Below are 14,820 nucleotides of genomic sequence, written 5' to 3' on the forward strand. Positions count from 1 at the left end.
CGTGTTGCCATTTTGCAAGCATTGACTACAGGCATATAAAAGGTGATGTATTGCTGAGGTTTATTACGGGATTTAACAGGAGTTGAAGTGAAAGCTACAGCTCTAAGGCTTCCTTTGTAATCTTTTGAATATCGACAGGACAATTGGAGCTTTCTTTCACGATGTCTGGTAAAATGTGCTCTAAAAAATAATCTACACAATGCAGCTTTATTTTTTTGATTTTGACGAGCGCTTCACGGTACATAACGACAAATTCCTTTTCGGTGTTGCCTCTTTGCAATTCCGTAAGCGCCTCGTAAACTTGATCAAGCTTATCAGCTACTTCAAGAATTAGACCTTCGACGGATTCATCTTTGCCCTCGCGCAGTTGTCTGCGGAAAATAGGCTTAAATTCCTCAGGAATATTTTCCTCGATAAAAAGAGCGATCATGCCTTCCTCAACCTTTTGCAGCATGCCACGCAGTTCTAAGGAGTAATGTTTCACTGGTGTTTTAATGTCTCCAATAAATATTTCACCATAATCATGGCTGCTCGTAATTTCGTAAAGCTTCTTCCAGTCTATTGTGACACCGTTCGTTTCTTCAATATCTGCTAATGTTTTGGCGTATTGAACAACCTTCCAAGAATGAGCGGATACGCTGTGCTCTTCAAACTTAAATTTACCTGGACAACGAATGATACGTTCGAGATCGTTAAGCGATTGAAAGTACGTATGAATTCCCATAGCATGCAATTCCTTTCTTTTTCCCAAAGATGATGTACAATGCGAGGCATTAGAGTTAGTATAAAGCTCATTTGTTAATGGACGATAAAATGAATCAGGTAATATATGTAATAACTAATAGGGCAAGCATTGATTTATTCTCTTGTCAGTACGACGTAATCCTGCTATTATCATAATGACTTATTAAAGATCTTTAATAAGTCGGCATGAACCTTCTTAAACAAATGGATGACGAACACCAAGGAGATCAGATAACGATGGCAACGTTCTTTTTAATTATTATTTATTTGGCTTTTATTAGTTTAGGTTTGCCGGATTCCTTGCTCGGATCAGCATGGCCTGTGATGAGAATGGATTTGAATGCGTCATTAGGAACGGCTGGGAGCATTTCCATGGTTATTGCAGCAAGCACGATCGTTTCGAGCTTGATAAGTGGTACCGTACTGCACCGTTTTGGCACGGGGAAGGTAACGCTTGTGAGCTGCATCCTGACAGCAGGAGCTTTACTTGGTTTTGCATGGTCTCCTTCAATTATATGGCTAATTATTTTTGCGATTCCGTTAGGTATTGGCGCGGGCAGTGTAGATGCTGGATTAAACAACTATGTGGCTACCCATTACAAAGCTCATCATATGAGCTGGCTGCACTGTTTTTGGGGAGTAGGAGCTACGTTAGGTCCAATCATTATGGCTTCGTCTATCTCAGGTCAAAATCTTTGGAGAGATGGTTATCTCACGGTTGCAGTTATTCAGTTTATTTTAGTCGTCATTTTATTTGTTTCTCTTCCTTTATGGGATAAAGTTGCAAAAAACAGCCATGTCATAAATGCTGATGCTCAAAACGAGCTGCATGATCAGAAGTTGGAGCAGGCCGCTGAAAATAAGAAGCCATGGCAAATAAAAGGGGTCAAATTAGCGATGCTAACCTTTTTATTTTACTGCGGCATTGAAGCCAGCATGGGATTATGGGGAAGCAGCTTTCTTGTAAATATTAAAGATTTGCCTGCAGCGACAGCTGCGCAATGGGTATCATGGTTCTTTGTCGGAATTACAGTTGGTCGAATGATTACTGGATTTATAACATTTAAAATGAGCAGTCGCATGCTGATTAGGTACGGCCAGCTGATCGCATTAATCGGAACAGTAGTGCTAGTGCTGCCGTTGCCATCTATCGTCTCGCTTGTCGGATTTATGATTGTAGGGCTTGGATTAGCTCCGATATTTCCGTGTATGCTGCATGAAACACCTGCGCGATTCGGGAAAAAGAACGCACAGTCTATTATGGGTTTTCAGATGGCTGCTGCCTATACGGGCAGTACGCTAGTGCCCCCTTTTCTAGGATTGCTTGCAACGAATACAACGATTAGTATTTTTCCATGGTTTATTATTATATTTGCGATTGCTATGCTCTTGTGTACGGAAAAATTAAACAACTTTTTGAAAAGATTGCATGTAGGAATAGCAGTGAAATAAGTCCCAGCATTAGCTGAGGCTTAAAGGAAGAAAAGAATGAATAAATAAGAGAATATACTTAGAAGCCACAACCGTATCTGGTTGTGGTTTTTTTTGCATTATGCGATATTAGCCAGCATTTTTCTATTATTATCATTCTACAACCGATTGTATTTAATGAAGCCATACTGTAATATCTTTATTAATTATATGGATTTTTATTACAATAATATGAAGCTATCATTTTAATTTATGGGTAGAACGGGCTAAAGGCGGGAGAAAATGAAGAGATTCATTCCGAATAAAATGTATATTCCGTTTACGTACAAGATGATGATTCCGTATCTTATTCTTGTGCTGCTGACTGACGCTGTAATCGGATACATCTCCTATACGATGCTCATTGAGTCGAGAACAGAGATGGCAGAAACGAATATTCGGACGGCTATGAAGCAGACGAGGAGCAATATTGAATATCAGCTGGATGAGATCCAGCGAATGTCCAGTACACTTTTCAGCAGCATTACTTTCCAGAACGCTCTTCAATTTGAAGGAGACCAGCTCGATATGATGCTTAAAATGAGGGATGATATTATTCCGCAAATGAAGGCGCCTCTCCTGCTGTATGGAAACAATATTAGACTGGCGCTCTATACGGTAAACGAAAATATGCTTGAAGTTTCGGGCGATGATATGGCAACCCCGATTGGCAGGCGTGACTATTATGTTCTATCTCATCACAGTATAGAGAATACGGATTGGTTTAAATCCATTTCCTCTACATTCCAAGACCATCTATGGATTCAGGTCGATTCGGACCAAAAACTAAACAACATCTCTCATTTCCGTAGATTAGTCACATCCAGCGGCATTTCGTCTACGATCGGCTATTTGCGCGTTACGGCTCGCTTCGATGAATTGTTAGGCAACTTTGATACATTCCCAATCGAAGAGGGCATCAGCCTGCGATTAATTGATATGGCTTCTGGACTTAATCTATATGAACGAGGAAGCATAGATGAGAAGGCTAGCATGAAATCATATTTGAGTGTGAGGGAAGAGATTCCAGGAACAAATTTTGTGATCGAGACGTTGGTTCCTCATTCCTATCTAAATAAAGATGCGACCAGAATGAAAAAAGCGATAAGTACCGTTTGCTTCATCAGTTTCTTGGTTATGGCGTTTATCGGAGTGATTGTTGCCCGTCTGTCAGGGAAAAAGATGAAGCGTATTGTAACGCTCGTGCAATCGTTCCAAGAAGGGAATTTTTATAAGCGGATTGGTTTTACAGGAAATGATGAATTTGTTCATATTGCAGATTCTTTTAATCAGATGGCAACCAGCATTCAGGACCTCATCAAAAATGTATATGTGCAGGGCATTCAGAAAAAACAGGCAGAGCTTGATGTGCTCCAAGCGCAAATTAGCCCTCATTTTTTATACAATACACTCTCAACGATCGGCAGTCTGGCTAACTTAGGGGAAGTAGATAAAGTAACAAAGATGGTGCAGGCGCTGTCCAAGTTTTATCGGCTTACGCTAAACGGAGGCAATGTTTATATCACGCTTGAGAAAGAGCTTGAACAGGTGGAATCCTATCTAGACATTCAAAGAGTGAAGTATGCAGATACCTTTAAGGTGTATTTCGATATTGAGCCTGAAATTGCACATATCCCGGTTATTAAGCTGATTCTTCAGCCGTTTGTCGAAAATATTTTCAAACATGCTTGGTTTGGGGAAACGATCGCTATTCGTATTACTGGGAAACGTCTCGGGAGCCATATTGAGCTGAAAATTATTGATAACGGGATCGGGATGAGACCGGAAACGCTGAAAAGAATGCTGGCAAGCACGATCCATTCAGACCGATACGGTCTGAAAAATGTGGAGGAACGTATCAAGCTAAGATACGGTAAGGACTTTGGCATTCATATCGGCAGCATATATGGAGCAGGAACGACGGTGCAAATTATTCTTCCGATCGATGAAGAAATCATTGAAGATTTGGAACCGCTGTCATAATGATGCGCCAGAGGAGGAGAGTACCGACATGGATATCAGCATCCTATTGGTAGACGATGAAGCAATAGATTTGGAGTGGTTAAGGCGCCGGGTAGCGGGCAATGAACAGCTATCCCTCCAAGATGTAGGAACGGCAATCAGTGGATTTGCAGCTTTGAAGATAATGGAACAGAAGCGCATCGATCTTATTTTGTCCGACATTCGAATGCCGATCATGTCTGGAATGGAGTTTGCTCGCAAGGCAAAGGAAATGAATCCTCAGGTTCATATTATTTTTATAAGCGGACATCAGGATTTCAGTTATGCCAAAGAGGCCATTCAACTGAATGCCAGCGGTTATTTGCTTAAGCCTGTAGATGATAGTGAGCTCAATGATATGCTCGTTCTCATTTGCTCTAAGATTGAGAACGAACGGCAGCAGAATATGGCCTTGTCTGAAACCTTATCGCTAGTAAATCAGGAGCTGCTGCTTCGGTGGTTTAATGAAGCGACGCCAGGTCAGGCTGAAGCACATATTCATACGATTTTATCGCCTCTGTTACAGCAGGGAGCTTCTGTCTCGATTATTGAGATTGATGATCTCGCATGGAAGCTTAAGGAGAAAAGTGAGGAAGAGCGGCGATTGTTTATGAATCAGATCACCCTCTTTATTCGCAATTTTGCATTGGACAACAACTTGGGCAGTATGATGACAAGCTATGATTACCATTATGTTCTGCTGGCTGCTGTTCAAGAGGAGTATATGACGGCGTTGCTGGAACAACTCGTTCGGCAATTTAATGAGACGTTCTCTTGCTCCATTACGATTGGGATGGGCATGTACACGAATGATATCGCTAAGCTTCATGACTCCTATCGGCAGGCGAAAGCAGGATTAAGCATCAAATGGATCATGGGTAAAAATCGAATCATTCAAGGCGCTTTCCAGTGGAGCCCCAAACAATCAGCCGCATCAAATTTTGAAGAGGTTGTTGATGTTATGCTTCGAGCGATGCTGGAGTATGACCTGACGACTATTGACGACTGTTTGCTTCAGCTCTTAAACGGTGAAAAACCGTTGACCCAGAAAAACGATATTTATGATCTCATTATTCGTATTACCTCCAAGCTTCATGCTGATTTGCAGCAAATGAATGAACATATGTACGAAATGCTGAAATGGGAATCTCATCATCCGATTATTTTGTTTGAATTTGAAACGGTGCATGATATCCTCTCTTGGCTGAGGAGACGGTTCTTTGAACTGTCTGAACTGCTGTATTTAAAGAAGCAGCGGCAGAAGCGCAAGCTGATTGATCAAATTACAGCCTATATCGAGCAGCGATTGGATCATAAAATAACGCTCAATGAGGTTGCTGCCCACTTTGACTTCACACCAAATTATTTGGGACAGCTATTTAAAACAGAGACGAACATACTATTCAGCGATTATCTCAATCAATTGCGGATGGAGCGGGTGTGCGAGCTATTAAAGGACCCGGCAAAGAAGGTTTATGAAATTGCCGAGCAGGTCGGCTATAAAAATATTATTTATTTCAATAGACAATTCAAACAAGCGATGGGGCTGTCACCTGGAGAATATCGAAAAAAGCATAAAATCTAAAAAATGTAGTGCAAGGCTCAAGTCGAAAGCAGGCGTTGGGCTATTTTTTTTGCAAAAGATATTCAAATCGTTGATTTAGTATTGGTTTTAGTTGTTTCACATAATTAATTTATTTACCGCTGCTTTTTATAATATGTGTACATAGAGAAGAGAGGGGCAGTGTTGATGATTCGACATCGATTTTGGAATGATCTGAACAAGTATAAAGTAATCCTTTTCATGCTGGCGCCTGCCGTTCTATTTTATCTCCTGTTTGCCTACATTCCGATGGTCGGCATCATTCTTGCTTTTAAGCATTATGATTATGCGGGCGGTGTGTTTGGAAGTCCGTGGAATGGCCTCGACAACATTCGCTTTTTCTTCGAATCGGGCGATGCTTGGCGGGTGACAAGAAACACGGCGTTGTACAACATAGCTTTTATAGTCGTAAACAACTTACTGCAAATGTTCGCGGCCATATTTTTGTTTGAGGTTGGCGGCAAATGGTTCCGTAAAATTACGCAAACGGTTATTTTTCTCCCATACTTTATCTCTTGGGTCGTAGTTGGAGCGATTGCCTACAATTTATTGAATAGTGACATTGGTACGGTGAACGTCCTGCTGAAGAGCTTTGGGATGGAGCCGGTCGACATTTATAATACACCTGAATATTGGCCGTTTATACTTGTATTTGTCTCCGCTTGGAAGATGCTTGGTTATGGAACGGTAATGTACTTGGCCGCTATTACGAGCATTGACACGGAAATGTATGAAGCTGCTGAAATTGATGGGGCTAATATTTTCCAAAGAATGATGCGAGTCACGATTCCGAACCTGTATCCGACCATTATTATTTTAGTCTTATTGGCAGTCGGCAACATCTTCCGCGGTGATTTCGGCATGTTCTACAACATGGTTGGCAATAACGGGGTGTTGTTCTCCTCCACAGATGTCATCGATACCTTCGTATTTAGGTCACTTATCACAACCAACGAGATCGGAATGTCAGCGGCGGCAGGCGTGTATCAGTCTATACTTGGCTTCACGACAATCATGCTAGTCAACTATGCTGTTCGTAAATATGATAAGGATCGCGCTTTATTCTGAATGGGGGTCAAGACATGAATGCATCCGGCTTGAGTTTAAATAAGAAAGCAGTCAAGGCTGCTAAAATAAAAAAAGTGGATCAACGGTTATTTTATGCGATTGGCTATACCGCGCTTGTGATGCTGGCCTTGTTATGTATCGTTCCATTTATTTTGATCTTATCGTCATCCCTAACGGATGAGAGCAAAATTGTTGTGGACGGGTTTCAGCTTTTCCCAAGCGAATTTTCATTGGAAGCTTACAAAATACTTTTCAAATACCCGGATCAAATGATTAATGCTTACATCGTAACAATAGCTGTTACCGCGATTGGCACGATAGCTGGTTTGTTTCTAACGTCGATGACTGCTTATTGTCTAAGTAGAAAGGATTTTAAATGGCGTAATCACTTTTCGTTTTATTTCTTCTTCACCACATTGTTCAGCGGCGGACTTGTTCCTTGGTATTTGCTCATCGTCAACTATCTCCATATGAAGGATACCGCGCTAGCTTTAATTGTCCCGCTGTTGTTCAATGTTTTCTATATTATCGTGATGAAGTCATTCATGAGCGGTATACCGGAAGCGATTACGGAGTCAGCAAAAATAGATGGTGCAGGCGATTTTCTAATCTTTATGCGACTTATTCTTCCACTGTCCAAGCCAGCTTTGGCTACAATAGGTTTGTTCTTGGCACTCGGATACTGGAATGATTGGTATAATGCGCTGTTATTTATTTCGAATGAGAAATTAATGCCGCTTCAGTATTATTTGTACAAAATGTTAGGCAATATGGACGGCATGCGCAAGGCGATGATGGGATCAGGCGCGGTTGTTACGACAAGCCTTCCGACAGAGGGTTTAAAGATGGCGATGACGATCGTAGCAAGCGGACCCATTCTAATCGCTTATCCATTCGTTCAAAAATATTTTGTTAGAGGATTAACGATTGGCGCTGTAAAAGGATAGTTCCAGGCAATCCTGGTTTATCAATATATGAATTGGGGGTCTCCAGCATGTTTAAGAAAAAATCGCTTTGGCTGGCATTTGTACTAACATTCGTTTTCATTTTAAGTGCATGCTCAGGCAACAGCAACAAAGAAGCCGCATCTCCGAAACCAGCGAACGAAGGAACCGAGACCGCTACGGAACAGCCAGCTACTGAGCAGCCTGCCGCTGCAGAAGAGGGGATCGATACTTCCAAGGAAGTTAAGCTTAAAATGATTTTTGTAGGTCCGAAGCCGGTAGATTATGATACGGTGTTTGCTGAAATTAATAAGAAGCTGAAGGAAAAAATTAATGCGACAATTGATGGCGAATTTCTAGATTGGTCCGATTGGGCTCAAAAGTATCCATTGAAACTAGCAGCCAATGAAGAATTTGACTTAATTTATTCCGCGAACTGGGCTGGATATAATGATCAGGCGTTGAAGGGCGGATTTTTAGAGCTAACGGAAGATATGCTGTCTAAATACATGCCGGAAACTTGGGAAATCATGCCGAAATCCAGCTGGGATCAAGCAAAGGTTGACGGCAAGCTATACATGGTACCACAGAACAGCGGAGAGTCCGTTGAGAAGCTCATCTTGTACCGTGAAGATTTGCGTGTAAAATATAATCTTCCTGCGATCGACAGTCCTGAAGCTTACGCGAATTACTTAAAGGCGGTTTCTGAAAATGAGAAGGGTATCGTACCCTTTACTCCAGAAACAGGTGATTGGAAGCTGCACAATTTAGATCGTATTTTGCTTAAGCAGCAAAGTGAGTGGAATATGCTTGATTTCGATCTTCCGATCGGATTTAAGCTGACAGATGAGACGGGCAAAATCTTCAATGTGTATGAAACAGAAGAGTTCAAGCAGTTGCTCTACTACTATAAGGATCTTGCAGATCATAATGCTTGGTCAAAAAACGTATTGAACAACAAAAACGATCACCAGCAGGATTTTAAAGAAGGCAAAACGGCTTCGATTACTCATAATATGGGTACGCTCGGTTCCTTGAAGGCGGCGATGGAAAGAGAAAACTCTCCATATAAAGCTGCGCTTGCTGATATTACGCCTGCTAAGAAAAAGTCTCAAGCCGTTGCTACGCAAAATGGAACATCGGTTCATGCGACTTCGAAAAATCCAGAACGTGCGCTCATGTTCATTAACTTGATGCAAAATGATAAAGAACTTCATAATCTCGTGATGTACGGTATTGATGGCGTGAATTATGTAGCTGATGGCGACGATAAACTTAAGTCGACAGACAAGACTGCCAATTATACGGGCTTCTCCAACTGGAGCTTTAACTCGCCTCTCAATCGTACGGATGCGGCATTCCCAGAAGAGGCATCTGCCATGAGCAAAGCATGGGAAGCAACGGTATATCACTACCCGCTTGAAACCTTTGTATTCGACAACAGCAAAGTGAAAACAGAAGTGGCTAATGTGAGCAACGTCATGCTTCGTTATGCGATTCCACTCGAATACGGTGCGATTAAGGATGTAGATAAAGGCTTGGAAGATTTGCAGAAAAAAATCAAGGCCGCTGGAATCGATAAGATCATTGCAGAGGTACAAAGCCAAGTTGATGCATTCCTTGCAGCGCGGAAATAATTGAAAAAAAATCAGCCCCCAGATTGTATCTGAGGGCTGATTTTCTGTTTGAAATATAAGAATGTATAAGTTTTCATCTTATAAGTCACTTGTAATTAACGGTCAAAGCTGCTTTAGCGTCAAATAGATGCCGAAGGCGTTTTTACTGCGGCAACCGTTTTTTTCTCCCGAAACAACATAAAAAATAGCATAGATGCCGTGACATACAGTGCTCCAGTTATGCTGAACGTGATGGCGTACCCCCAGTAGTAGCCATAGGTAGCAATAAGATGAGAATGAATGGGTCCCATCGTAGCCCATCCAAGCATAAAAGCTGTCTGCATACAGGAGTTAGCCAGGCTTTGCTTTTTTGCAGAAACCCGGTCGATCAAAATAGCCGATTGCAGCGGATTAGCTGCATTCATAAGCGCTTGTCTGAATAGAAAGCTTATAGAAGCGACGAGTAACAGGTTTGTAAAACCTGTTAATAGCAGGAATGGCAGCGATAAGGTTTGAAAAATAACGATCGCTTTCACTTGTCCAACTCGATTGGCGAGCGACGGGCCAATGAGCATAGAGATGATGGTCATGACTTGACCTAATGAAAGCAATAAGCTCATCGCACTAAGCGATATCGAGAACCGATTGGTGAAATACAAATTCAAATAAGGAACAACAAGGCCCGATCCGATACCAATCAAAAGCTGTATGGAGGCGAACTTAATAATAAATGACATTTCTTTATTAGGATGAGCTGTTTGGCTCGAAGCTGGCTGCTCGTTAGTTGCTTCAACACTTTCCTTCTGGCTGCGCGCAGATTCCCTAATGGCTTGCAAAGGTAGAAATGCTGCAATTGTCGCTATACTGCCTGCTAGTAAAACGATTTTGAAGGAGAGCAGCTTACTTAGTCCTGCCGCCTGCATAATATCTGCAATGACGCCTCCGCCAAGGCTGCCGCCGACCTGAGAGGCGAGAACAAATGCTGAAAAAATACTGAAAATGCGCAGTCGATCCGCTTTAGCTACGTTTGTGGCGAGAAAGGGAATGGCAAGCACCTGAAAGATGGCAGCAAATAAGCCGGTCAGAACGGCCATTGTAAGTAAGCTGCTTTCTGTTTCAAATAATGAGCGTCCAGCGAGTACCACACCGCTGCAAAGAGCGCCAATGACGAGCAAGCGCTTGCGGCTGGCGCGATCGCCGAATAAGCCAATGGGAATGAAACATAATGCGGTTGCGAGTGATTGCATACTGACGATTTTTCCGCTCATGGCATCGGGGTAACCGAGCTCGTGAATGTACAAATTGTAGAGTACCGAGAACATGCCCGTACCGATTTGATATAACATGTTTGCTAGAAAAAATAAACGAATATTGCGGGACCAGCCCTGCCACTCTGTGGCGGTAGATTGAAAGAATTTCACGTAGATGCCTCCTGATGCTATACCAAACTACATTACTCCTCTGGCAACAGTAAATCAATCGGAAATTATTATGTAAGGAAAAATAAATAGAGTGCTGTTGTCTAATAGGATGAAACCTAGGAGAGCAATTCCCTCCCTCGATCAATCATGATATGCTAAATGTACGACTTGAAAGATGAGGTGGGATATTTTTATGCAAACATTTGTAATGCTCGGCAGTATTTTGATGGTGCTGGCGGTTGCTATTGGTGCGTTCGGCGCACACGCGCTGAAAAGTAAAATAACAGCGGATAAGCTAAAGGTATATGAGGTAGGCGTGCAGTACCATATTGCGCATGCATTAGGCTTGATATTAATTGGACTGCTGGTAGGACAGTATCCAGATGTTCAGCTTATCGTTACCGGAGGCTGGTTTTTGGTAGCGGGAATTATTTTATTCTCAGGTAGCCTATATGTGCTGAGTGTTGCCAAAGCCCGGTTTCTTGGTCCAATTACACCGCTAGGCGGACTTTCATTTATGATTGGCTGGGTGCTTGTCGTTGTGGGTGTTCTTTAGGAGCATCTCAAACGAATTTCAAAAAATGACACCAACCCATTAGAGGGAAGGTGTCATTTTTTTATTTCTAAAACTAACTGCGAGAAGCAAGATAGGGGATTAATCCGTTTGCGATCACTTGATGACCCCGATCATTGGGATGGATAGGCAGAGTACCGCTCAATGCATCTTCTAATCTCCCATTACGATAGCCATAGATTAGTGAGGCTTGTTTTCCTTCAAACCATCTATGAGCGGGAGCGATTTGTGCATGATAGCTTTGGGCAACCTCTATCGTCGTGTAATTTAATTGGTCGATAGCAGCAGCTGCTAGAGAACTATTCGGAAACGGATTATATTGCGTGCAGCAAATAATACGGGCGTTACTCACGCTTTTTATATGAGCGAGAATGGCTCGTAAATTTTGCCTGTAGGGAGTTAAGATCGGTTTTATAGCTATTTGCTGTTGGTTCTTAATCGAAGACAATGCAGCGTTTGCTAAATCTACCCCTCCAATCCAGACAGAAACAACATCCGATTTGCTAATAGCTGAGGAACCCTTCCAGATGACTGCGTTTAATAGATCATGACTGGTCCAGCCCGGACGAGCTAATACATATCCAGTTGCCCTGCGGGAACGGGAGCGTGAATTTAAAGCGGCAACGGCTAGTTGGGGATATGCTTTTGCGAGTGAGGAGGCATTCTCCCCATAGGTAATAGAATCTCCAAGAGCTGTATAGAGCATAACGATATCACCCACCCTATTCTTAATCATATAGACAATGCAAATAGGCTAGTAAAGGTTTGACACTGACAATCAACAGTCGTTTATTCTTCTATTTCACTAGTGCATCTCTATAGTTATAGTATTGCAATGCTATGCTGTTTGCGTGGACATTTGTTCAGCAGCATGCAAATTGGATAAATTCATTAATAATTATTGACTTCATTTCAAATGATTTGTACGCTGTGCTGAGGAGCAAAGTCTATCAACATAGGAGTCGACAGAATGAAGCTTATAGAGGGTAACCGAATAATTAATCGTAAAAGCTTTCTGAAGTATCCATCATTTTATCGCAAAATGATTGTTTTTACGTTATTATCATCAATCATTCCTATCATTATCCTTGGGATCACCAGCTATATTTTAACTTCCAAAACGGCTAAAGATAATGCCAGCCAAGACATTACCCAGGTCTTAAGCTACGCTTCAGAGACCATCGATAATGGGCTTGAAAGAGTAGAGAATAACTTAATTCAGCTGGAGATGAGCTCGTTCTTCACTTCAGACTTGAAGGAAATGAAACGTACCAATTATTCTGGATTTTATTCGAATATCTATCAGAACATGTTGGCTTTTATGAACGGAAACCCACTTGTTAAGGATATTTCGTTATATACATTGGACGAGAATTACTTAATTTCGTCTACTTATGGTGGCAAAAAAATGGAGTCGGCAGTGGAACGGGAAAAGTATGAGAAGCTGCTGGAAAACAAACAGCAATTAGTTTGGCAGGCTGGTTATTCCCAAGGCGGTCAAGTGTACGATTCTGGTATTACCTTAACGAGTACAATTCCTTTACATACAAAAGATCCAATCGGTCTTATTCAAGTCATTATTGATAATAAAGCATTTGAATCTCTAACTGCAAAATTTGTGAAATACAAGAACCAGCATATGTTTGTAATCGATGAAGGCGGCCAGCTCATATTCCATATGAATGGATCTGAAGTGCCTAAAGATTTGTTTGAGTTGATAACGGTTGCACATGAGGGCAAGCAAGAGTTTTTATATCAATGGCAGGACCGGGAGTACTTAGTTACTTCTATGGTATCTCCAATAAAGAAGCTGCTGTTTGTGGATATGATTCCAACAGCAGAGCTTTACAGCAGCGCAAGGAAGATTGCGGGTATAACGATTAGCATCGTGCTTGTTGTTCTTGCTGCGGGAATTGCGCTCGCGATGATCGGCACGAAAAGGGTATATAGTCCGATTCGGAAGCTAGTCTCTCATATTAGTGATAATCAACAAGCGGATATGGGGACAGACGAATTTAATTATGTGCAGCAGCGGTGGAAGGAAATTAACAGTAAGGCGAGTCAGCTGGAAGGCCAAATCAATCAGCAGTTTCCACTTATTCGGGAGTTGTTTGCTTTAAGGCTATTGGAAGGGCAATTTAGTCATGAACGACGTGAACATTTGCATGAGCTTCTGCGCAGATACGCTATTCCAGAGACACAATGCGCAGCTGTCTTTATTATTTCATATGATCACCTATCGGACGCAGGCAAGTTTCAAGAGTCGGATAAAGATTTAATTCTGTTTATTATAAAAAATATGACGACAGAATTGCTGGAGCAGCAGCAGCTAGAAGGCTTGGTCATTAATGGATTAAATGATCAAGTAGTGGTTTGGCTGTGGACTGAAGATGAAGAAATGAATGCATGGTCAAACAATTTGAAGTCTAGAATTGAAAAAATACGACAGCAGATCACTCATTTTCTGCAATCTCCAGCAACGATTGGGTTAAGCCGTGCAGCCTCGCAGGTAGAGGAACTGCCCGATTTATATCGTGAAGCGCAGCTTGCTATTTATTCGCGGATGATTAATGGCGGCAATCAGATTATTGAGAGCAAAGGGCTTGCGGTTTCAATGATGTATCGTTATCCAGCAGAGATCGAGAACCATCTTATCGATTCATTGCAGGTCGGTGATCTCGCTGAAACGAAGCGTTTGCTTGATGCTTTTTCCGATAAAGTGCAATCTGCTGTGCATAATCCCGAGCTTATTAGGATGTCGTACGATCAATTGTTGTCTACGACTTTACGGACCGTCTACTTAATGAACATGAGTCCTGAGCAGCTGTTTGGAAGAACCGCTAGTGAGCTTAATTTCGATATGAGATCATGTGCAACGATTCATTCCATTAATGAATGGCTGATAGATCTTATATTTGAACCCATCATGATGTCCGTGAGCGGCAAGCGAAATCAAGAGTATGAGCAGCTTATTGAAAAAGTGACAGACTACATTGCGGCAAATTATAATCTTGATATTTCTCTGGATCAGTGTGCACAGATTTGCAATCTGACTCCTCAATATTTAAGCAAGCTGTTTAAGCGAACGATGGACATCTCCTTTATTGAGTACCTCACACAAGTTCGTGTAGAGAAGGCTAAGGAGCTGCTGGAAGCAACAGATTTGATGGTGAATGAAATAGCAGAGCAGGTAGGCTACAACCCTAAAAATTTCATTCGTGTATTTAAGAAGCAGGTTGGATTGCCTCCGGGACAATATCGAGAAATGCATCGCAAGTAAATTGCCATACAAAATCGAATAGGCTTATTTCAAAAAGGCTTTGCTAAGAGTGAGAGAATTGTAACCTCTCCATCTTGCAAGCCTTTTTTTGATTTTATG

General features: G+C 41.8%; 11 protein-coding genes. 8 read left to right on the top strand and 3 right to left on the bottom strand.

From position 1 onward, the window contains the following. Nucleotides 1-94: 94 nt before the first annotated feature. Nucleotides 95-724 carry a YfbR-like 5'-deoxynucleotidase gene (locus AC1DOV_RS00155; RefSeq protein WP_339206107.1) on the bottom strand — a complete coding sequence of 210 codons (630 nt, stop codon included), beginning with the start codon at nucleotides 722-724 and terminating at the stop codon, nucleotides 95-97. Between the two features lie 257 nt (nucleotides 725-981). Here AC1DOV_RS00155 and AC1DOV_RS00160 point away from each other — a divergent pair, with 257 nt between their 5' ends. From AC1DOV_RS00160 to AC1DOV_RS00185, 6 genes are all read left to right on the top strand, one after another. Then, nucleotides 982-2,196, top strand: a complete 1,215-nt coding sequence (locus AC1DOV_RS00160) for an MFS transporter (protein ID WP_441881178.1) — start codon at nucleotides 982-984, stop codon at nucleotides 2,194-2,196. A 261-nt stretch (nucleotides 2,197-2,457) separates the two neighbouring features. Further along, entirely contained in the window at nucleotides 2,458-4,197 is a 1,740-nt protein-coding gene (locus AC1DOV_RS00165) for a sensor histidine kinase (protein ID WP_441881177.1), read from the top strand. A gap of 28 nt (nucleotides 4,198-4,225) precedes the next feature. After that, nucleotides 4,226-5,800, top strand: a complete 1,575-nt coding sequence (locus AC1DOV_RS00170) for a response regulator (protein ID WP_477548842.1) — start codon at nucleotides 4,226-4,228, stop codon at nucleotides 5,798-5,800. Between the two features lie 165 nt (nucleotides 5,801-5,965). Beyond that, entirely contained in the window at nucleotides 5,966-6,886 is a 921-nt protein-coding gene (locus AC1DOV_RS00175; RefSeq protein ID WP_339206112.1) for an ABC transporter permease, read from the top strand. 14 nt (nucleotides 6,887-6,900) lie between these two features. Beyond that, nucleotides 6,901-7,833: a carbohydrate ABC transporter permease gene (locus AC1DOV_RS00180; protein WP_076270694.1), complete on the top strand. Its 933-nt coding sequence runs from the start codon at nucleotides 6,901-6,903 to the stop codon at nucleotides 7,831-7,833. 47 nt (nucleotides 7,834-7,880) lie between these two features. After that, nucleotides 7,881-9,467: an ABC transporter substrate-binding protein gene (locus AC1DOV_RS00185; protein WP_477512463.1), complete on the top strand. Its 1,587-nt coding sequence runs from the start codon at nucleotides 7,881-7,883 to the stop codon at nucleotides 9,465-9,467. Nucleotides 9,468-9,586: 119 nt separating this feature from the next. On the opposite strand, the gene AC1DOV_RS00190 is transcribed toward AC1DOV_RS00185, so the two are convergent. After that, nucleotides 9,587-10,867: an MFS transporter gene (locus AC1DOV_RS00190; protein ID WP_475445558.1), complete on the bottom strand. Its 1,281-nt coding sequence runs from the start codon at nucleotides 10,865-10,867 to the stop codon at nucleotides 9,587-9,589. A 193-nt stretch (nucleotides 10,868-11,060) separates the two neighbouring features. Between AC1DOV_RS00190 and AC1DOV_RS00195 the strand changes: the two genes are divergently transcribed. Beyond that, nucleotides 11,061-11,423, top strand: a complete 363-nt coding sequence (locus AC1DOV_RS00195) for a DUF423 domain-containing protein (protein WP_339206118.1) — start codon at nucleotides 11,061-11,063, stop codon at nucleotides 11,421-11,423. A gap of 73 nt (nucleotides 11,424-11,496) precedes the next feature. On the opposite strand, the gene AC1DOV_RS00200 is transcribed toward AC1DOV_RS00195, so the two are convergent. Next, entirely contained in the window at nucleotides 11,497-12,147 is a 651-nt protein-coding gene (locus AC1DOV_RS00200) for a GDSL-type esterase/lipase family protein (RefSeq protein WP_475445562.1), read from the bottom strand. A 264-nt stretch (nucleotides 12,148-12,411) separates the two neighbouring features. On the opposite strand from AC1DOV_RS00200, the gene AC1DOV_RS00205 reads away from it, so the two are divergent. Beyond that, nucleotides 12,412-14,721 (top strand): PDC sensor domain-containing protein, encoded by a 2,310-nt coding sequence (locus AC1DOV_RS00205; RefSeq protein ID WP_477548843.1) that lies wholly within the window; start codon nucleotides 12,412-12,414, stop codon nucleotides 14,719-14,721. The last annotated feature ends 99 nt before the right edge of the window (nucleotides 14,722-14,820 follow it).

It is taken from the genome of Paenibacillus sp. 01T47 (genome assembly GCF_056398245.1).

What these genes read in the sequence shown, in the direction of transcription:
- AC1DOV_RS00155 (WP_339206107.1), bottom strand. Translation starts at nt 724, where the DNA reads ATGGGAATTCATACGTACTTTCAATCGCTTAACGATCTCGAACGTATC.
- AC1DOV_RS00185 (WP_477512463.1), top strand. Translation starts at nt 7,881, where the DNA reads ATGTTTAAGAAAAAATCGCTTTGGCTGGCATTTGTACTAACATTCGTT.
- AC1DOV_RS00175 (WP_339206112.1), top strand. Translation starts at nt 5,966, where the DNA reads ATGATTCGACATCGATTTTGGAATGATCTGAACAAGTATAAAGTAATC.
- AC1DOV_RS00180 (WP_076270694.1), top strand. Translation starts at nt 6,901, where the DNA reads ATGAATGCATCCGGCTTGAGTTTAAATAAGAAAGCAGTCAAGGCTGCT.
- AC1DOV_RS00195 (WP_339206118.1), top strand. Translation starts at nt 11,061, where the DNA reads ATGCAAACATTTGTAATGCTCGGCAGTATTTTGATGGTGCTGGCGGTT.
- AC1DOV_RS00170 (WP_477548842.1), top strand. Translation starts at nt 4,226, where the DNA reads ATGGATATCAGCATCCTATTGGTAGACGATGAAGCAATAGATTTGGAG.
- AC1DOV_RS00200 (WP_475445562.1), bottom strand. Translation starts at nt 12,147, where the DNA reads ATGCTCTATACAGCTCTTGGAGATTCTATTACCTATGGGGAGAATGCC.
- AC1DOV_RS00165 (WP_441881177.1), top strand. Translation starts at nt 2,458, where the DNA reads ATGAAGAGATTCATTCCGAATAAAATGTATATTCCGTTTACGTACAAG.
- AC1DOV_RS00160 (WP_441881178.1), top strand. Translation starts at nt 982, where the DNA reads ATGGCAACGTTCTTTTTAATTATTATTTATTTGGCTTTTATTAGTTTA.
- AC1DOV_RS00205 (WP_477548843.1), top strand. Translation starts at nt 12,412, where the DNA reads ATGAAGCTTATAGAGGGTAACCGAATAATTAATCGTAAAAGCTTTCTG.